The sequence below is a fragment of the Streptomyces sp. 1331.2 genome, from assembly GCF_900199205.1.
In the GTDB taxonomy this organism is placed as follows: Bacteria; Actinomycetota; Actinomycetes; order Streptomycetales; family Streptomycetaceae; genus Kitasatospora.
Map to the genome: position 1 here is coordinate 448717 of NZ_OBMJ01000001.1, position 19107 is coordinate 467823.

Here is a 19107-nt window from a genome sequence, read left to right on the forward strand (position 1 = left end):
CCTAGCGGCGGGTCGGCTGCCAGGGGCCGTCCTCGGGGCGGGCTTCGCCGTCCGTTCCGGGCCAGGGCGGCATGGTGACGGCGGTGATGCGCAGCGGCCCGTCGGAGTCCTCGTCCGCCCGGAACTGGAAGGCGGTGCCGAGCGGGACCGAGGCGGCGGTGCCGGGGACGAGCCGTACGGTCTCCTCCCGGGCGCCCTGGCGGCGCCAGAGCTCGCCGCTGCCCGCGGTGACGTACCACAGCTCCTGCACGGTGGCGTGCGAGACGGCGTGGGTGACCTGCCCGGGGGCGAGCACGAACACCGCGAGGCTCCCCTGCTCGTCCAGCACCAGCAGCGGGCGGACCTCGGCCCCGTCGGGGGCGGTCACCACGGGTGCCCCGCCCTCCTCCGCGGTCCCGAAGGGCTGCTGCCCCGACCGATTGCTCATCCGACGACCCGGCCTCTCTCCTCCGACCGAGTAGCGTGGTCTCGGCCCCACCATCGAGGGGATCACGGGCACGGGCCCGCTCGCCAGAGCGCCCTGGCGTCAGCGCGTCCTACCGCGAGGCCGCCGGCGCCGCCGGCCCGAAGTCGCGGACCGCCTCGGTGACGATCGCCTCCAGGCGGGCGTGGTGGGCGCCGCGCCAGTAGGCCTGGCCGCAGTCGGTGCACTGGGCGAAGGCGTCGTAGGAGCGTTCGGTGCCGTCCCGCAGCTGCTCACGCACCGAGGTCTTGGTGACCGTGCGCAGGGTGCCGTTGCAGGTGGTGCAGCGGCTCCAGGGGACGAGCGGCGGCGCGAAGCGGGAGAGCACGTCGCGCAGTTGCTCGGCGGGGCGGTGGCTGTAGACGTAGGCGCCGGCCCAGATCTCGCGGCGGCGCAGCAGGCCGCGGTCGCGGGAGAGCAGGACGCGTTGTTCGGCGGCGGAGCGGGCGGCCAGCGCGGCATCGCCGATGTCGGGGTTCTCGTACGCGGCGTCCACGCCGAGCAGGCGCAGTCGCCGGGCGAGGGTGCCGAGGTGGACGTCCAGCAGGAAGCGCGGCGGGGCGGGCGAGGGCTGCGGCCTGGTCACGGCGTGGACGGCGACGTGCTCGCCGTCGGCCGGGACGTGTGCCTCGGGCACGGCCTGTCCGTCCACCAGCAGGGTGCCGACCTCGGTGAGCGGGACGCCCAGGGACTCGACGACGTGGCCGAGTGTGGAGGTGCCGTCGGTGCGCAGCGAGGTGCGGCCGGCCCGCCGGGGCGCGGAGACGAAGAGGTGCAGCTCGGGGGCGAAGTCGAGCCAGATCTGGGGTCGGTCCACGCGGCCAGCATGCCAGCGGGTGCTGGGCGGGGGCCACCGGTTTCCGGGCCCCGCCTGCCGTGCTGGTCCGGAGACTGCCGGACCCCGACCGTCAGGGCCTGTCCGTCACGCCCCCGACGATGCCGCGACCGGCGCGGGCGGTGCCGCGTGCCGGTCGCGGTCGCGCTCCGCCCAGCGGGCGACCGGCCCCATGGCGTAGCCGGCCGCGAGGAAGACCGCGCCCAGCACGAGCCAGCCGGCGAGGCCGCCGTCCAGCAGCAGGGTGGTCAGCAGCAGCGGCCCGAGAGTGCGGGCGACGGCGACGCCGGTGCCGAAGAAGCCCTGGTACTGGCCGATCCGCTCCGCCGGTGCGAGGTCGAAGCCGATCTGCCAGGAGCCGGCCGACTGCCGCATCTCGCCGACCACCAGCAGGACGGACGCGGCGACCAGCAGGGCGCCGACCGCCCACACCGGCACGTCCAGCGCGGACAGGCCGAAGACGGCGCAGCAGCCGAGCAGCAGCACCCCGGCCGAGCGGACGGCCCGCACGGCCGAGTCCACCCCGGTGACGTCACGTGCCGCCCGGACCTGGAAGGCCAGCACCGCCAGGGTGTTGAGCACGAACAGCGCCGATCCGAGCCAGCCGATCCCGGGGGCGCGCTGGGCGATCCACAGCGGGATGATCAGGCTGAGCAGCGGCATCCGCAGCAGCAGGACGGCGTTGACCAGGGTGACGGCGGCGTAGCGCCGGTCGCGCAGCACGGCCAGGCGCGGTCCGGTGCCCGACTCCGGTGCCGCGGGCGGGACTTCGGGCAGACGCCGGAGGACCAGGGCGCCGATCAGCAGGCCGATCGTGGTGACCACGAAGGCGCCCAGGTACGCGTCCCGGGTGCCGACGCTGAGCGCGATGCCGCCGACGGCGGCGCCGACGGCCAGGCCCCCGTTGAGGGTCGACTGGAGGTGGGCGAGCAGACCGGTGCGCTCGCCGGGCGGCACCAGGCCGGCGACCAGCGCCTGCCGGGCGGCGGTGAGCCCGGACTGCGCGGTGGCGTAGAGGCAGACCGCGAGCAGGAACAGCGGGTAGGAGCGGATGACCAGGAAGGCGGCGACCACGGCCGCCGCGGCGAGCCCGAGCGCCACCGCCGTGCGGCGCGGGCCGCGGCGGTCGGCGAGGTGGCCGAGCGGGACGCCGGCGACGGAGCCGAGCGCCCAGGCGACGGCGAGGCCGGCTCCGAGGGCGGTCGGTGACATGCCGACGACGCGGGTGAAGTAGAGCGCGGAGCAGGTGTAGTACGCGCCGTCGCCCACGGCGCTCGCCAACTGGGCTGCGGCCAGGGTCCGCTGGGGCCCTGCGGGTGGGAGGGCGCCCCACCGGGCGGCTCTGTCGGTCGGCACGTCTCTCCTTCGCGGTAACGGACCGTCACCGATCCCCCGAGAACCCCCGACCGGCCACCCACGGACGGACGACAGCAGCAACGCACGGACGGGCGGCGTGCGAGCCGGGAGTTCACAACCGTCGGCAACGGTTCGCCACCACCCTAGGCAGAAACTGGCCCAACCGACAGGTCCAGTGATCAAGGAATTTCCTGGGCCACTTCCGGCCGTCACCGCAACACCGACCGAGCACTGAACCCTCGTACGACAGCGGCTCGTTGGGCTCTCCGGACCGTTGGGAGCGTCCCACCGCAGCCTCGCCCGGACTGCCGAAGTGCCGTCCGTACCCGCTCCGAATCGGGCCCCGCCGAGCGCTGCAAAAGCCCGACCACCCAATTCAGGGGCCAACTTTGACCGTGTTGACCCGTCAGTAGTGCCCTCTTATGCTCAACGGCGTTCGCGATCCGGCAGCGGAGTCAGGGCCGTCCTGCCCTTCCGATCCCGGCGCCGCTCCGGCTCGAAGGATGCCTCCCATCAGTACCTCCATCGCCCCCTCGGACCCCACCGGCCGTACCGGCGAGGCGTCCTCGGCGGAGCCCACCGGCCGGCGGCGCTTCCTCACCTATCTGCTGGCCGCCCCCACCCTCACCGTCGCCGCCCGCCTCGGCCTCGACGCCGCCGCCCCCGCGGCCGCGCGGGCCGCCGAGCGCGTGGCGGAGGCCCGGGCCGCCGACGCGCCCCCGCAACTGCTCGGCCTGCCCGGCATTCCCGACGTCCTCGACCTCGGCGACGCGATGATCCTCGCCGGCCTGCCGACCTCCCACCTGCTGGTGCTGGAGGTCACCCCCGTCGGGCGGGCCCGGCTGTACCTGCCCCGGCTGGAGGTCGGCCAGGGCCTCACCACCGCGATCGCCATGCTGGTCGCCGAGGAGCTGGACGCCGAACTCACCGACGTGGACGTCCCGTTGTCCGACGGGCGCCCCGAGCTGCTGTTCAACCAGCTGACCGGCGGCTCCAACTCGGTGCGCTCGCTGTACGACCCGGTGCGCAGCGCGGCCGCCGCCGCCCGCGCCCGGCTGGTGACCGCCGCGGCCAGGCGCTGGAACGTTCCGGCAAGCTCCCTGCGCACCGCCGGCTCCGCCGTGCTCGCGCCCGACGGCCGCCGGGCCGGCTACGGCGAACTCGCCGCCGAGGCCGCCGCCGTGATCCTGCCGGCCGTCCCGGTCACGCCCAAGCCCGCCGACCAGCTGCGCCTGGTGGGCCGGCCGACCGGCCGGATCGACGCCCGCGACATCGTCACCGGCCGCACCCGGTACGCCGGGGACCTGCAGATCCCGGGCGCCGTGCCCACCGTGGTCGCCCGCCCCACCACCGTCAACGGCACCCTCAGGTCCCTGGACGCCTCCGCCGCCCGCGCCATGCCCGGCGTGCTCGGCGTGGTGCAGATCCCCAGCGGCGTCGCCGTCCTCGCCGAGACCTTCGACCAGGCACTCAAGGCGCGCGACGCACTGCGCACCACCTGGAACCCGGGCCCGGCCGCGGACCTCTCCACCGAGGACGTCCGCGCCCGGCTGCGCGCCGCCCATCTGCCGTTCCTCATCCCGCCGTTGCTGACCCAGCACCTGGACGGGGAGTTCGACTTCGCCTTCGTCAACCACGCCCCGATGGAGGTGCTCACCGCCGTCGCCGACGTCCGGCCGAACCGGGCCGAGCTGTGGTTCGCCGCACAGAGCCCGATCCTCGCCCAGCAGACCATAGCCGCCGAACTCGGCTTGCCGCAGAACGCCGTCACCGTCCACGTGGTGCGCGGCGGCGGCTCCTTCGGCCGGCGGCTGTTCTTCGACGCCGCGCTCGAGGCCGCGCGGATCTCCAAGGCCGCCGGCCGCCCGGTCAAGCTCATGTGGACGCGCAACGACGACATGCGCCACGGCCGGATGCGCCCGGCCAGCCACCACCGGATCCGCGCCACCTACGGCCTCGGCCAGGTCCTCACCTGGGAACACCGCGCCGCCACCGTCAAGACCGACCTCGGCCACGGCCTCGGCGAGACGCTCACCGCCGCCGGGTTCGACCTCTCCCTGGCCGGGCTCAGCCTCGCCCAGGCGTTCTTCCTCCTCACCGAGAAGAACCCGTACAACGTCGGCATCCCCACCCAGCTGCTCGCCGAACTGCCCCTGGACCTGCACACCGGCAGCTGGCGCTCGGTCTACTCCGGCACCGTCCGGGTCGCCGACGAGATCATGATGGACGAGCTCGCCCGCCGGATGGGCCAGGACGAGGTCGCCTTCCGCCGCGCCCGGCTGCGCAGCGCCGCCGGCCGGGCCGTGCTGGACACCGTCGCCGACAAGGGGAACTGGGGGCGCCCGATGCCCCCCGGCCAGGCGCAGGGGATCGGCTACCACGACGAGAACGGCGGCATCGCCGCCTACCTGGTCGAACTGGACGCCTCCGACCGGGCCAACCCCCGGGTCACCAAGGCGGTCGTCGCGGCCGACGTCGGCCGGGTCATCAACCCCACCGGCCTGGAGGCCCAGTTGACCGGCGCGCTGGTCGACGGCCTCTCGGTGATCCTGCAGGCCGGCAATCACCTCGACAACGGCGCCTTCCGGGAAGGCAGTTACGGTGACTTCCACTACGCGCGGCAGCGGCACACCCCGCCGGTGGTGGAGATCCACCTGATGCCGCCGAGCGGCCCGCCCGGCGGCGCCGGCGAGCTGGGCGTCCCGGCCGCCTCCGCCGCGGTCGCCAACGCCTACGCCCGCGCGACCGGCACCAGCCCGCGCTCCTTCCCCGTCAACTTCTGACGCCCTACCGGCGTCCGGCCCCCGAGGATCCCGACTCCCCATGCCCACCCACACCTTCGTCCTCAACGGGCAGCCCGTCACCGTCGAGGCCCCGGACGACATGCCCCTGCTCTGGGTGCTGCGCGACAAGCTCGGCGTCACCGGCCCCAAGTACGGCTGCGGGGTGGGCGTCTGCCGCGCCTGCACCAGCCACCTCGACGGCCAGGAGTTCCAGCCCTGCACCCGCTCCGTCAAGGACTGCGCCGGACACACCGTCACCACCATCGAGGGCCTGGCCGACGGTGACACCCTGCACCCCGTCCAGGAGGCCTGGCTCAGCTGCGACGTCGCCCAGTGCGGCTTCTGCCAGCCCGGCCAGATCATGGCGGCGGTCGCCCTGCTGCGCCGGACCCCGAACCCGACGGACGCCGACATCGACCAGATCCAGAACGTCTGCCGCTGCGGCACCTACCCGCGCATCCGCGCGGCGATCAAGCAGGCGGCCGCCGCCGGGCAGGCTCCGACGCCGTAACGCTGACCCGGGACTACCCGACGACCGGTGCCGCCGGGTCGCGGCCGAAGAAGGCGGCGAGCCGGTCGTACGGCGGGGCGTCCTCGGGGACGGCGACGGCGGGGCCGAAGGCCTGGTGCTCCTCCTCGGTGCCCCGGTACTCGGGCTTGAGCGCGCCGCGCGCCCAGGCGAGCGCGGTGAGCGCCACCTCGTGGTCCAGCCCGTCGGTGGACTGACCGGTGGCGCGCGCCAAGTCCCACCCGTGGACGGCGATTTCGGCGATCTGCTGGTCCACCGGGAAGCGGGCCGGCAGGGTGCCGACACCGGGCACCTCAACCGTCCCGTCGAGATCCCCGGCCGCCCGCCAGGCATCGACCAGTTCCTCGGCTCCGGCCTCGAAGGCGTGCAGCCAGTCCTCCTCCACCCGCTCGAGGGGCTGCGACCAGTCCGGCCGGCCGCCCCGCGCCCGGACGGTGAACTGCCGCAGGTCGTAGAGCAGATGGCTGACCAGGTCGCCGACGTCCCAGGAGCGGCAGGGGGTCGGGTGGCCTGCCAGTTCGACGCCGGTGCCGTCGATCAGCCCGGCGGTCTGCGCCAGGGCCCGGGCGAGCAGGCCGATCGGGTCTTCCGCTGCGGTCATGGCACACACCTCTCGGTCGGGAGCACGGTCGGGGTACGGGGTCGTGCCGGGTGATCGTAAGCGCGGCCACCGACACCCGCCCGACACGACACCGCGCCCCCTCCCTACCGGCCGTCGGGCCGTCAGGCCGCGAAGCCGCCGTCCACCGCCAGCTCCGTGCCCGTCACGTACCGGCCGTCCTCGCCCGCCAGGTAGGCGACGGCCGCCGCGACCTCCGCGCCGGTGCCGAAGCGGCCGAGCGCGGTGAGCCCGCTCTGGAACTCCGCGGCCGGCCCCTCGGCCGGGTTCATGTCGGTGTCGATCGGGCCCGGGTGGACCACGTTGGCGGTGATCCCGCGCGGGCCGAGCTCCCGGGCCAGCGCCTTGGTCAGGCCGATCAGCGCGGCCTTGCTGGTCGCGTACAGCGTGGCGCCGGGGAAGGCGACGCGCTTGGCGATGCAGCTGCCGATGGTGACGATCCGTCCGCCGTCGGCCAGGTGCGCGGAGGCCGCCTGGGCGAACAGGAACGGCGCCCGGACGTTCACCTCCAGCACCCGGTCGACGTCGGCCGCCGCCAGCTCGCCGATCGGGCCGAGGACGCCGACGCCCGCGTTGTTCACCAGGACGTCCAGCCGCCCGAACCGCTCCGCCACCGCCGCCACCACGCCGAGCACCGCCTGCGGATCGGCGCTGTCCGCACGGACGGCCCACCCCTGTCGCCCCATCGCGGTGATCTTCGCGACGACCTCCTCGGCCCGCTGCGCCTCGCCGTGGTACGTCAGGGCCACCTCGGCCCCGTCCTCGGCCAGCCGCAGCGCGATCGCCGCCCCGATCCCCCGGCTGCCGCCGGTCACCAGGGCCACCTTGCCGTCCAGCACCGCCGCGCCGTTCACGCCGTTCACGCCGTTCATCGTCATATCTCCAGAACTCCTCGTTCCGATCTCGGACATGACTCGATCCTGACCCGGAGCACTTCAAACCTCCGGCGGCATTCGGACGTCGCGTTCAACGTTCAACCATCCCCCGAAACACCCCGCGCCCCGGCGCGCACGCCGCCCATGGCCTGTCTGACCGAACGAGCCGAGCGGCTGCCCCCGTGCAGGGGGCAGCCGCTCGACCGGGGTGCGGGGCTGCGGGGCGGAGGCCGGGTCTTGCGCTCCGCCGCAGGCTCGCTCAGGGGATCCGCGAGGCGGTCGGGCCCGTCAGGTCGGGCCCGTCAGGCGGTCGGGCCCGTCGGGCCGTCAGACCGTGAGGGTCTGGCCCGGGAAGATCAGGTCCGGGTCACCACCGATGACGCCGACGTTCCTGCCGTACAGGCTGTCGGTGTCGGTGCCGAACTTGGCCGCGATCTCGCTGAGCGTGTCACCGCTCTTGACGGTGTAGTTGCCGCCGGCGGTGTTCGTCGGCGCGACCGGCGCGGACTGCACCGGCTTGGCCGACGGCCGGCCCTGCGCCGCCTCCGCGGCCCGGGGCGCCTGCTGCGGCGCGGCGGCGGGCTTGGCCGCCTTCGTGGCCGGCTTGGCCGCCTTGGCGGGCTTGGCGGCCGGCTTGGCCGCCGGGGCGTCGGAGCCCGCCGAGGTGTCGACGGCGGCCGGGGCGCCGCCCTTGCTCAGACCCGCCTTCTGCGAGCAGACGGGCCAGGCGCCCGGACCCTGTGCGGCGAGCACCTTCTCGGCGACCGTGATCTGCTGCGCCTTGGTCGCCTGGTTGGCCTGGGGGGCGTACGCGGTGCCGCCGTACGCCTTCCAGGTGCTGGGGGTGAACTGCAGTCCGCCGTGGAAGCCGTTGCCGGTGCTGATGCTCCAGTTCCCACCGCTCTCGCACTGGGCGACGGAGTCCCAGGTCGACGTGGTAGCGGCGGAGGCCGAGGTGGCCGTGACGAGGCCGGCCACCGGCAGGGCCGCGACGGCGGCTCCCGCGATGACCGCCATCCGCACGCGGTGGCGCTTGGTGGCGGTGGTGTCGGTGGCAGCGGCGGTCTCGTGACGGGGATTCATACAAGTCCTCTCGACAAGTCCCGGGCGGGCAGACGGAACCAGGCCCGGGACATGGGCCGGTCGTTACGCTCACCTCACTCGACGGGCGGCCGCGCACGTGTCGGACGTGCCGTGCCGCCCCGGTCACCTCCGCTCGCCGACGGCCCGTTGGAGCCGGCCTGATCGGCGGTCACCGCCCTTGCGCCGTGGGTCAGTCGGCGGGCGGTGCATCGGGGTGAACCCGGGTGGCGCTCGTTGCGCCGCCAACGAAGCTAGGGGGCATCCCCGGAGCGCGGCAAGCAATTCTTGGACATCGCAGGTCAGTTGACTGTTACCGGCGGTATCGATCAAGAGCCCTTGCCCGACTTGACCGGGTTTGACCGCATTTTCAAGATCAGATGATCGATCTCCGTGCTTGCGCTCACACCTGTCCAATCGCGAAGCCCGGCACACCATCCACCCAGAGCGATCGTTTGCTGACGCACCGTCACCGCCAGAGCCGGAGTTCCCGGTTCCACGCAGCCGTCGAGTGGCATCCGCCACACCCGACACCGTCCGCGATCGTACGGATACGCTCAGCTCCGGCCGTCGAGCTCCGCATCCCGCGCCAGCAACGCCGCCTGGACCCGGTTCTCGCAGCCCAGCTTGGCCAGGATCCGGCTCACGTACGTCTTCACCGTCGCCTCGCTCATGTGGATCCGGGCCCCCGCGTCGGCATTGGACAGACCCTCGCCGAGCAGCGCCAACACCTCCAGCTCACGCCCGGTCAGCACCTCCAGCCGGCGCCGGGCCGCGGCACTGCGGGCGGCCAGCGAGCCGCTGCGCCCGTCCGCCAGCGAGTCGACGATGTGCCGGGTGGCGGCCGGGGAGAGGAAGGCGTTGCCGCCCGCCGCTGCCCGGACGGCCTGGATCAGCTCGTTCGGCGCGGTGTCCTTGAGCAGGAAGCCGGCTCCGCCCTCGGTCACGGCGCGCAGGACGTTCTCGCGCTCCCCGAAGGTGGTGAGGATCAGCGCCCGCGCCCCGGGCGCAACCCTGGCCAACTCCCCGAGCGCCGTGAGCCCGTCCATCACCGGCATCTGGATGTCCAGCAGCACCACGTCCACCCGGTGCGACCGCGCCAGCTCCAGCGCCTCCCGACCGTCGGCGGCCTCCGCGACCACCTCGATGTCGTCGGCGGAGCCCAGGATCATCCTGATCCCGGCCCGGATCAGCGGCTCGTCGTCGGCGACGAGGACTCGGATCACGCTGGTCATTCCGCTGGCCATTCCCCTCGAACGGTGATGCGACTACATCACCATCCTCACATCTCCACCGACCCGCCCCGACCACCGGTCCGACGGGCGTCAGTTCTTGGTGACGTACTCCTGCTTGTCCACCAGCACCCCGTCCTTGAAGCAGAACCGCGCCACGTGGTCGTCGTCCCAGCCGGTGTCCGACTGGTCGCCGAGGAGGTACCAGCGGCAGCGCGAGCCCTCCGGCGGGGTCGGCCCGGTCCCCTTGTACTGGTCGACGAAGAAGTCGTTGCCGGGCGGCAGCTCGCGCACCGCCTCGGCCTCCGGCGCACCGACCTGGATCCGCTCGTACGCCGGCCTGCCCACCGTCGCGTCCCGGGAGCCGCCGACGAAGGCCACCACGCCCCAGACACACAGCGCCAGCACGGTCAGCCCGACGCCCACCACACCGAGTGCGCAGCCCAGCGCCGGGCTGCGCCGCCCGCCCTCCCCCTCGCCGGACGGCGACAGGCCCTCGAACGCCCAGTCGTCCGCGCCGGCGGCGGCCGCGGCGCCCTCCCCGGCACCCTCCGCCGCCTCGTACGGCAGCACGGCGGCCAGCCGGAACCCCTGGTCGGGGGTCGGCCCGGCGTGCACCATGCCGCCGACCAGCCGGGCGCGCTCCCGCAGCCCGGTCAGCCCCTGACCGCCGCTGACTGCCGGGCCCGCACCGGCGCGCACGCCCACCAGCTCCGGCGTGCGCGCGTTGGTCACCTCCACCACCAGCGCGTCCGGCTCGTACCGGAGCGCGACGCCGATCGGCGCGCCGGGGGCGTGCTTGTGCGCGTTGGTGAGCGCCTCCTGCACGATCCGGTACGCCGCGTGGTCGACGGCCGCCGGCAGCGGGCGCCGCTCACCCTCCCGGGAGAGCACGACCTCGGCCCCGGCCGCCCGCGAGGACTCCACCAGCCCCTCGATCCCGTCCGCCCCGCCCCGGGCGGGCCCCCCGGCCACCGCCCCCGGCGTCGGCGGCAGCGCCGTCGACTCGTCGTGCAGCACCCCGACCACCTCGCGCAGCTCGCGCATCGCCGCGACCGCCGCCTGCCGCAGGACGCCGACCGCCTCCCGCTGGCGGTCGGTGAGCGTGCGGTCCACCTCCAGCGCGCCGGAGTGCACCGAGATCAGCGCCAGCTGGTGGCCCAGGCTGTCGTGCATGTCCTGGGCGATCCGGTGCCGCTCGCGCAGCCGCGCCTGGTGCACCACCATGGCCCGCTCGCGCAGCAGCTGGTCGTTGCGCTCGCGCAGCGCGTCCAGCAGGGCGCGCCGCTGCGCGCGGTAGCGGCCGTAGAGCGCGGGCAGCACGGCGAGCACCAGGAAGCCGCCGAGCGACAGCCCGAGGACCAGCTTCGGCGAGGTGGTGGTGGCGTCCTTCAGCACGCCCGTCACGGTGAACAGCAGCCAGCCGAGGACGAAGGTGCCGACCAGCGTCCAGACCCGGCGGATCCGCGCCCCGGCCGTCCAGCCCGCGCAGATCAGCAGCAGCACCGGCCCGCCTGACCAGCCGGTGGCGGCCGCGGCGGCCAGCAGCACGGTGGCCGGCAGGCCGCGCCGCAGCACCCACAGCAGTGCGACGCCGATGCCGAAGGGCACGGCCAGGCCGGTGGAGCCGGCGAGCTCCAGCAGGGCGGCGAAACCGCCCATCAGCAGGGCGAGCGCGGCCTCACCCACCACCCGCCGGGGCCGCCAGGGCCCGGGCAGTGCCGTCCGTACCGCCTTCTTCCAGGCCCGTGCGATCGCATCCACCCGTCGAGGCTAACGGGCCGGTCCGCGCGGACGCCGTCCACCTTCGTCGCCGCCCGCGCCGACGAAAGTCGCCCGGTCGCACCGCCCCTCGGCGGTCGTCGCATCCGCCGCGCACACCGGCCCCGCACCGCCGCCCGCTCAGCCGAAGGCCGTCAGCAGCAGCGCCACGTCGTCCACCCGGCCGGTCGAGCCGACCTCCCGCAGCAGCCGGTCGGCCGCCTCCTCCGGTCCCTCCCCCGCCGCGCCCCGGGCCAGCGCGGCCCGCAGCCGCTCCACCCCCTGGTCGATCGCCACCGCCGGGTCCTCCACCAGCCCGTCCGTGTAGAGGGCGAGCAGCGCGCCCGGCCGCAGCCGCAGCTCGCTGACCGGGTAGGCGGCCCGCTCGTCCACCCCGAGCAGCGGACCGCCCGCCACGTACAGTGCCTCGGCCCGCCCGCCCGGGTGGCGCAGCACCGGTGGCATGTGCCCGGCCCGGGCGATCCGGGCGGTGCCGTCGGCGGGGGTGAGCCGGACCAGGCAGCAGCTGGCGAGCAGTCCGGGGTCGAGGTCGAGCAGCAGCCGGTTGGTGCGGGCGAGGACCCGGTCGGGCGGCTCGCCGCCGGTCGCGAAGGCGCGGACGGCGCTGCGCAGCTGGCCCATGGTGGCGGCGGCGCCGACACTGTGGCCCTCGACGTCGCCGATCACCAGGGTGACGTCCCCGCCGGTGACGATCACGTCGTACCAGTCGCCGCCGATCTCCATGCCCTGGGTGCCGGGCAGATAGCGGGCGGCGGTCCGGATCCCGGGCACCTCGGGCAGCCGGTGCGGCAGCAGCGCCTGCTGCAGGCCGCGGGCGAGCGCGAACTCGGCGTCGTACAGCCGGGCGCGCTCCAGGGCCTGGGCGATGAAGCCGCCCAGGGCGGTCAGCAGTCCGCGCTCCTCGGCGCTGAACGGGCGCGGCCGGTCGAAGCCGAGGATGCAGCTGCCGACCGGGCGGCCGGAGGCGATCAGCGGCAGGAAGGCCCAGGCGCCCATCTCGTCCAGGGCCAGGCCGGGGTAGGCGGCGGCGAGGTCGCGCACCGACTCGAAGAAGATCGGGGTGCCGGTGCTGAGCGTCTCCGCCCCGGGGACCCTGGCGTCGATCGGGGTGCCCTCGAAGCTGTCCAGGAAGCCGTCCGGGTAGCCGGCCTGCGAGACCAGGTTCAGGCGCTGGTCGCGCACCGCGTAGATGGCGAGCTCCTGGCCGCCGAAGGCCGGCAGGATCTCGTCGGACACCGCCCGGCAGACGTCGCGCACGGTCACGGCCTCGGTGAGCGCGCTGGCGAGCTGGAGCAGGTGGTGGGTGCCGCCGAGGCCGGCGCGGGTGACCTCCGCCGGGTCGGCCTGCGGGACGGCCGGTGCCTCGGCGCCACCGGGCCCGGACACGGCCTCGGTTCCGGGCTCCGCCCCGAACTCCGCCTCCGCCCCGGACTCGGCGGAGACCACCCGGCCGGTGACGCCGTGCGAATCCGGGTACAGCGAGAAGGCGAGCCAGCCGCCCGGCGGGCGGGCGGCCAGGAAGACGGTGGGCCGCTGGGAGACCAGGGCAGCGCGGTAGCGGTGCTCGTAGAAGGGGTCGGCGAGCCAGGGCAGCACCTCCCAGGGGTGGCGGCCGACCAGGTCCTCGCGGCGGGCCCCGAGCAGCGGCTCGGTGGCGCGGTTGGCGTAGGTGATCCGGGCGTCGAGGTCGAGCGTGAACACGCCCTCGCGCAGCCGCTCGGCGGCGGCCGCGGCGGCGGTCAGGCTCCGTAGGTCCAGGACGGCGCCGACCAGGTGGTCCCGGCCGTCGGAGATCGCCGCGGGCACCCGCGCCCACAGCTCCACCGGGTACGGCACGCGGTCCGGCCCGAGCACCCGCACCCGCGCCGCCAGCACCTCGCCCTGCTCCAGGGCGGTCCGGGCGGCGGCCCGGAACTCCGGCAGGTCCCCGGGGGCGACCCGGTGGTTCAGGGCGGCCACCGTGCCGTCGAACTCCCCCGGCCCGAAGCCGAAGATCTCCCGGAACTGCGCGTCGGCGGAGAGCGCCCCGGTGGCCACGTTCCAGTCGAACAGCCCGACCCGGGTGGTGGGCACCGACGGCGGCGGCAGCTCGACCACGGCCGCCTCGCCACCGGGCTCCACCGACTGCCCGGCCGGCTCCAACTCCGCCAGCCCGCCGCCCAGTTCGTCCGCGACGGCATCCAGCAGCGGGACCGCCGGCTCCGGCACCCCCTCGTCCGAGGCGGGCCACAGCACGCTCAGCACCCCGAACCGCTCGCGCCCGTACGAGACCGCCACGCAGGCGGAGGCGAAGTCGTACGGCAGGCCGACCGCGAGCTGCGGGAAGCGGCGCATGACGTCCTCGCTGTCGGACAGCAGGATCCGGTGCCCGGTCCGGAAGCAGACCGCGATCGGCAGCGGCCCCGCCGCCGCGATCCGCTGGAACGGGCTCATCACCGACAGCGGCACCCCCGCGATCGTGCGCAGCACCAGCGAGCGGCGGTCCCGCGAGCGCAGGTGCACCATCGCGCCGTACGCCCCGGTGGACCCGAGCACCCGGCGCACGGCCTGCGCGAGCAGTTCGTCCCGCCGGTGCTCCGCCTGCCCGGCCGTCTCCGGGACGGAGCGGGGCACCGCCCCGCGTGCCTGCACGCCGGAGCCGGGCTCCCACGGCCGGTCCGGCCCGGACCGCGCCCCAGGGGCCCCACCGGTCGCATGCGGATGGCGCATGCTCTTTTGCTACGCCGGGCCCGGAACCGTGTCAAGGCGAGCCCGCCCCGCTCCGGCTGCCGGGCCGCCCCGCTTGCACCAGCATGGACGCCATGCACGATGCCAGGCAGAGCGCACATGGCCGCACCACGGTGGTCAACCTCAAGGGCCACCGCGACGACCCCGACTACCAGGACGTCGTCTACGTCGGCCGGGCCGTGTACCGCGGAGGCTGGCACCTCGCAGAATCCCCCCTGCACTCCCCCTACCGCCCGGGCCCCGACCTCACCCGCGAGCAGATGGTCGCCGAGTACCGCGCCTACCTCCTCGCCCGCCCCGACCTGCTCGCCCTCGTCCCACCCCTGCGCGGCCACCGCCTCGGCTGCTGGTGCGCCCCGCTTCCCTGTCACGCCGACGTCCTCGCCGACCTCGCCGACCACCCCCCGAAGCAGCCCTGACGGCCGCCGGACAGGGCCGTGTCCTCAGAGCCCTCAGACCCTCCGAGCCCTCAGAGCCCGGAGAGGTCCGCCTCCACCGGGTACGGCGCCACGGCCTTGACCAGCCCGGTGAACAGCTCCCCCGCCCGGTAGGAGCCCTCGGCCGCGTCCAGCACGTAGGTGTGGACGATCGGCACCCGGCCGGCGGCCTGCTCCACCCGCCAGTAGAACGGGATGCCCGCCCTGGCGTACTGGTCCAGCTTGACCACGCGGTCGGTGGTCTCCGAGCCGGGAGAGACGACCTCGACCAGCAGCAGCACGTGGTCGGGCCTGGTCGGCGACTCGTCGATCGTGTCCGCCCGGTAGACGACCACGTCCGGGCGACGGTTGTTCAGCGGCACGTCCTGCAGCCGGACGTCGAAGTCGGTGTCGGCGTTCCACTCCGCGCCGCCCGCCTCGTCCAGGGCGTTCGCCAGGAACCGGGCGAGCCGGTCGTGCCGCTTGGAAGCGCTCGGGGACACGACCACCATCCCGTCGACGATCTCGATGCCCGCGCACTGCTCGTCGGTCCAGGAGTCGTACCGCTCACTGGTGATCTGCCGATGCATCCACTCGGGTGCGATCGTCTCGGCCGTCACGGCGTACCTCCCCTGGGCTGCTGGGCGGGCCTGCGTGCTGGGTGCTGCGTGCCGGGCGCCGGGCGCCGACTGTGTGGCACAGCCTAGTACCGGCGCTGTGCGGGTTCCGGACGGTTCGGGGGCTGTTCGATATCCTCCGGGCGAGTGGTGGGGCGAGGCCGCCGCCGGTGGGGAAGTGGGAGCGGTATGGAGTCGCCGTCGTCCGAGGGGGCTGTGCGCGGGGCTTCGTGGGAGTGGGACGGGGAGGCCGGCGACGGGGGCGAGGCGCCCGGCGACGTCATCGGGGGCGGCGGGGACGGGCCGTGGCTGGACCGGCGCCGGGTGCTGATCGGGGCCGGGGTGCTCGCGGCGGGCGCGGCCGTGTGGGCGTTCGGCCGTTCGGGTGCGGGCGATGCGCTGCCCGCGCCGAAGCCGTCCAGGCCCGAGCCCACCGCGCTCTCCGGGCCGACTCCGGTCTGGACCTACCGCGGGCCCGAGGCGATGACCCCGGAACGGCTCACCGACCCGCCGGGCCGCCCGGTCTACCTGTCCAAGACCGGCCTGCAGGTCCTCGACCCGGCCCAGGGCACCGCCGCCCGGCTGCTGGTCTTCGACCCGCCGGCCACCCGGGACTGGCCGAGCGACCTCGACATGCTCGGCAAGGTCGTGATCGGGCCCGACCGCCTCTTCACCACCACCTACGAGGGCCACCTCGAAGCCCGCCACTTCACCGACCCCGCCGCCGACTGGAGCCTGCCGCTGCCCGAAGAGCTGCAGGGCCACCAGACCCGGCTCAGCGGCTACGACCGCGGCGTCCTCTACGGCCACTCCTGGAGCTACCCCCACGAGGTCGACAGCCGGCCGCAGAGCCGCCTGTTCGCGCTCAGGGTCGCCGACCGCAGCTTCCTGTGGAACGTCCCCACCGACACCGAGGAGCAGCCGATCACCCCCGCCACGACCGGCGCCAACCTCCTGGCCTGCGTCCGCTTCCTCGGCAACCGGGCCGAGCTGGTGGCCCGGGACGCCGCCACCGGCCGCCAGCTGTGGACCGCCGGCGGCGACGAGGACCTGCGCTGGTGCGCCACCGGCCCGCAGGAGGTCTACGTGCCCGACGGAAACGGCGGGGTGCGCATGCTCCGCCCCACCGGGGAGCCGGGCTGGACCTACTCCCCCGCCCGGGGCGAGTCCTGGCGGGCGCTGCCGCCCGTCCCCGACGGCCCCCGCGTGTACGTCGCCCGCGACCAGGGCATCGTCACCTGCCACGACGCGAGCACCGGTGCGGTGCTGTGGTCCTGCCGGCTGCCGTTCCTGCTGGACCGCCGCAGCCATCCGGTGGTCGCCGGCAGGACGCTGTTCGTCCCGGGCACGGCGGCCGGCGGGGTCACCGCGATCCACACCTCCACCGGCGAGCCGGTCTGGACCTTCCGCGACTCCGGCCCGGGCCGGGACGTCTGGACCCTCGCCTCCGACGCGGTCCACCTCTACGCGGGCCACGACGACGTCCTGCACGCCCTCCCGCTCGGCTGAGCCGAGCCGAGCCGAGCCGAGCCGAGCCGAGCCGAGCCGAGCCGAGCTGAACTGAACTGAACTGAACTGAGCCGAGCTGAGCTCCGCGAGCTGAGCCTGAAACAAGCCGAGCCGAACGACTCCACGAAACGGCAGGACGACCCGATGCGGATCCGCCCGATCTCCCCCGACAACCTGGCCGAACTGCTCGCCGACCGCATCACCGCGCTGCCCGACGCCGCCGGGCGCCGGCTGCGGGTGGCCGTGGACGGCGCCGGGGCCGCCCGGCCCGGGGACCTCGCCGACGCCCTGGTGGAACCGCTGCGGCTGCGCGGCCGGCCGACGCTGCGGGTCTCGGCGGCGGACTTCCTGCGCCCGGCCTCGATCCGGCTGGAGTACGGCCACCACGACGCGGACGCCTTCCACGACCTCTGGCTGGACGACGGCGCCCTGCTGCGCGAAGTCCTCGACCCGCTGGAGCCGGGCGGCAGCGGCCGCGTGCTGCCCTCCCTGCGCGACCCGGTCACCGACCGCGCCACCCGCGCCCCGTACGTCGAACTACCGCCGAACGGCGTGCTGTTGCTGGACGGCCCGCTGCTGCTGGGCCGCTGGCTGCCGCTGGACCTGAGCGTCCACCTCGCCGTCACCCCGGCCGCCCTGGCCCGCCGCACCCCCGCCGACCAGCAGTGGACCCTCCCGGCCTTCGCCCGCTACGAGGCCGAGACCGTCCCGGCCGAACTCGCCGACCTCACCATCCGGATGGACGACCCCCGCCACCCCGCCCTGGTCGAACAGGCCTGACCGGCCGACGCACTGCCCGCATCACCGCCCCCGCGAACGCCCCCTGCTCCGGCGGGCCGCCTCCGGGGCGGGGCCGCGCTGGCAGTACGGGCACCAGAACACCGAGCGGTCCTGCGGGGGCGCGCCCTGACGCCCGGTCACCACGGGGGTGACGCAGCGCGGGCAGGGCCGGCCCGCCCGGCCGTAGACCCAGTGCTGGTAGCCGGGCCTGGTGTCGCCGGTGGTGATGTGGCCCGGGCGCAGCTTGTTGGCCTCCAGCATCTGCCGGGCGCGCTCCACCAGCCGGTCGGGGTGCGGGAGTTGGCCGACCTCGGTCCACGGCGTCACACCGGCCACGAAGCACAGCTCGTTGGCGTAGACGTTGCCGATCCCGGCCAGGTTGCGCTGGTCGAGGAGGGCTTCGATGACCGGGCGGCCCGGGTGGGCGAGGAGGCGGCGGACGGCCTCGACCGGATCCCAGTCGGGGCCGAGCAGGTCGGGCCCGAGGTGGCCGACGGCGCGCTGTTCGTCGGTGGTGCGCAGCAGCTCGACGACCGGGAGCCGGTAGCCGACGGCGGTGCCCCGGTCGGTGGCGAGGACGGCGCGGATCTGCCAGGCGGGGCCGCCGGTCCAGCGCTCGCCGGGGCCGTAGACCTCCCAGCGGCCGTCCATCCGCAGGTGGGTGTGCAGGGTGAGGCCGCCTTCGAGGCGGGTGAGCAGGTGCTTGCCGCGCGGGGCGACCTCCAGCACCCGGCGGCCGGCGAGTTCGGCGGTCGCGTGCGCGGGCACCCGCAGGTCGGCGCTGGTCAGCAGCTGCCCGGCAAGGGCCTCGTGCAGCCGGGCCGCCACGCGGTAGACGGAGTCACCTTCTGGCATGTCTCCATCCTCTCCCGCACGGCGGCCCGGCGACGACCGGCCCGGGTCTGCTAGTGAGCGGCCTGCCCCTCCCGGACGACGACGACCGGGCACGGTGCGTGCTCGGTGAGGTGGCGGCTGACCGAGCCGAGCAGCACGCCGGAGAACCCGCCGAGGCCGCGGCTGCCGACCACCAGCAGCGCCGCACCCTTGGCCGCCTCCAGCAGGACGGTGGCCGCGCTGCCCGGCATCACGGTCTCGCTGATCCGCACGCCGGGGTCGTCCCCGACCACCTTGGCGACGCTCCCGGAGAGGGTCTTGCCGGCAAGCTCCTCGGGGTTGAAGGTCTCGACGGTCGGCACGCCCTGCCCGGCCCAGCCGTAGAAGGCGGGGTACTCCCAGGCGGCGATCGCGCTGATCGTCCCGCCGACGGCCTTCGCGTAGTCGACGGCCCAGCGCAGCGCCTGCTCCGAGGCGGGCGAGCCGTCGACGCCGACGACGATCCGGGGAATGGCACTCATGCCCTGCTCCTTCGGTTGCTCCTGCTGCTGGTTGGTGCTGGTTGGTGCTGGTTGGTGCTGCACGGCGCTGATTGGTGCCGGACGGTGCGCCGGTCGGGGCGCCCGGTCGACCCCCTCCGGACCCGGCTCGGGGAGGTCAGCTACTACCG

Annotated in this window: 17 protein-coding genes; 5 read left to right on the forward strand and 12 right to left on the reverse strand. The window is 75.0% G+C overall.

Annotated features, from left to right (window positions below; all coding sequences use genetic code 11):
• Position 1 precedes the first annotated feature (1 nt).
• The 3 genes from CRP52_RS02095 to CRP52_RS02105 form a co-directional block, all read right to left on the reverse strand.
• On the reverse strand, positions 2 to 427 hold the full coding sequence (locus CRP52_RS02095; RefSeq protein ID WP_097234795.1) for a cupin domain-containing protein: 426 nt from the start codon (positions 425 to 427) through the stop codon (positions 2 to 4).
• A 109-nt stretch (positions 428 to 536) separates the two neighbouring features.
• Positions 537 to 1280: a Mut7-C RNAse domain-containing protein gene (locus CRP52_RS02100; RefSeq protein WP_097234796.1), complete on the reverse strand. Its 744-nt coding sequence runs from the start codon at positions 1278 to 1280 to the stop codon at positions 537 to 539.
• 105 nt (positions 1281 to 1385) lie between these two features.
• The gene (locus CRP52_RS02105) at positions 1386 to 2654 is read right to left on the reverse strand and encodes an MFS transporter (protein WP_097234797.1); all 1269 of its coding nucleotides are present in this window, start codon (positions 2652 to 2654) and stop codon (positions 1386 to 1388) included.
• A 503-nt stretch (positions 2655 to 3157) separates the two neighbouring features.
• Between CRP52_RS02105 and CRP52_RS02110 the strand changes: the two genes are divergently transcribed.
• Together CRP52_RS02110 and CRP52_RS02115 are read left to right on the forward strand one after the other, a co-directional pair.
• The gene (locus tag CRP52_RS02110) at positions 3158 to 5437 is read left to right on the forward strand and encodes a xanthine dehydrogenase family protein molybdopterin-binding subunit (RefSeq protein WP_097234798.1); all 2280 of its coding nucleotides are present in this window, start codon (positions 3158 to 3160) and stop codon (positions 5435 to 5437) included.
• 40 nt (positions 5438 to 5477) lie between these two features.
• Complete coding sequence (locus tag CRP52_RS02115) at positions 5478 to 5948, forward strand: (2Fe-2S)-binding protein (RefSeq protein ID WP_097234799.1); 471 nt, start codon at positions 5478 to 5480, stop codon at positions 5946 to 5948.
• Between the two features lie 13 nt (positions 5949 to 5961).
• Here the strand turns inward: CRP52_RS02115 and CRP52_RS02120 are convergent, their stop codons facing one another.
• The 6 genes from CRP52_RS02120 to CRP52_RS02145 all read right to left on the reverse strand — a co-directional run bounded on the left by CRP52_RS02120 (position 5962) and on the right by CRP52_RS02145 (position 14185).
• Positions 5962 to 6567 (reverse strand): TIGR03086 family metal-binding protein, encoded by a 606-nt coding sequence (locus tag CRP52_RS02120; protein WP_097234800.1) that lies wholly within the window; start codon positions 6565 to 6567, stop codon positions 5962 to 5964.
• A 122-nt stretch (positions 6568 to 6689) separates the two neighbouring features.
• Positions 6690 to 7457, reverse strand: coding sequence for an SDR family NAD(P)-dependent oxidoreductase (locus tag CRP52_RS02125; protein ID WP_097239770.1), 768 nt, complete (start codon positions 7455 to 7457; stop codon positions 6690 to 6692).
• A gap of 330 nt (positions 7458 to 7787) precedes the next feature.
• The gene (locus CRP52_RS02130) at positions 7788 to 8543 is read right to left on the reverse strand and encodes a LysM peptidoglycan-binding domain-containing protein (RefSeq protein ID WP_097234801.1); all 756 of its coding nucleotides are present in this window, start codon (positions 8541 to 8543) and stop codon (positions 7788 to 7790) included.
• 554 nt (positions 8544 to 9097) lie between these two features.
• Entirely contained in the window at positions 9098 to 9766 is a 669-nt protein-coding gene (locus CRP52_RS02135; protein WP_097239771.1) for a response regulator transcription factor, read from the reverse strand.
• Positions 9767 to 9865: 99 nt separating this feature from the next.
• Entirely contained in the window at positions 9866 to 11536 is a 1671-nt protein-coding gene (locus tag CRP52_RS02140) for a sensor histidine kinase (protein WP_257032234.1), read from the reverse strand.
• Between the two features lie 138 nt (positions 11537 to 11674).
• Positions 11675 to 14185, reverse strand: coding sequence for a SpoIIE family protein phosphatase (locus CRP52_RS02145; RefSeq protein ID WP_257032235.1), 2511 nt, complete (start codon positions 14183 to 14185; stop codon positions 11675 to 11677).
• A 170-nt stretch (positions 14186 to 14355) separates the two neighbouring features.
• Between CRP52_RS02145 and CRP52_RS02150 the strand changes: the two genes are divergently transcribed.
• Positions 14356 to 14700, forward strand: a complete 345-nt coding sequence (locus tag CRP52_RS02150; protein ID WP_097234803.1) for a DUF4326 domain-containing protein — start codon at positions 14356 to 14358, stop codon at positions 14698 to 14700.
• Between the two features lie 50 nt (positions 14701 to 14750).
• Here the strand turns inward: CRP52_RS02150 and CRP52_RS02155 are convergent, their stop codons facing one another.
• A complete protein-coding gene (locus CRP52_RS02155; RefSeq protein ID WP_097234804.1) occupies positions 14751 to 15317 on the reverse strand; it encodes a Uma2 family endonuclease in 567 nt (188 codons plus the stop codon).
• Between the two features lie 186 nt (positions 15318 to 15503).
• On the opposite strand from CRP52_RS02155, the gene CRP52_RS02160 reads away from it, so the two are divergent.
• Entirely contained in the window at positions 15504 to 16823 is a 1320-nt protein-coding gene (locus tag CRP52_RS02160; protein ID WP_097234805.1) for an outer membrane protein assembly factor BamB family protein, read from the forward strand.
• A 144-nt stretch (positions 16824 to 16967) separates the two neighbouring features.
• A complete protein-coding gene (locus tag CRP52_RS02165) occupies positions 16968 to 17603 on the forward strand; it encodes a uridine kinase (protein ID WP_097234806.1) in 636 nt (211 codons plus the stop codon).
• Positions 17604 to 17624: 21 nt separating this feature from the next.
• Here CRP52_RS02165 and CRP52_RS02170 read toward each other — a convergent pair whose 3' ends face one another.
• Entirely contained in the window at positions 17625 to 18458 is an 834-nt protein-coding gene (locus CRP52_RS02170) for a DNA-formamidopyrimidine glycosylase family protein (protein ID WP_097234807.1), read from the reverse strand.
• 50 nt (positions 18459 to 18508) lie between these two features.
• Positions 18509 to 18958, reverse strand: a complete 450-nt coding sequence (locus CRP52_RS02175) for a universal stress protein (protein WP_097234808.1) — start codon at positions 18956 to 18958, stop codon at positions 18509 to 18511.
• Between the last annotated feature and the right edge of the window lie 149 nt (positions 18959 to 19107).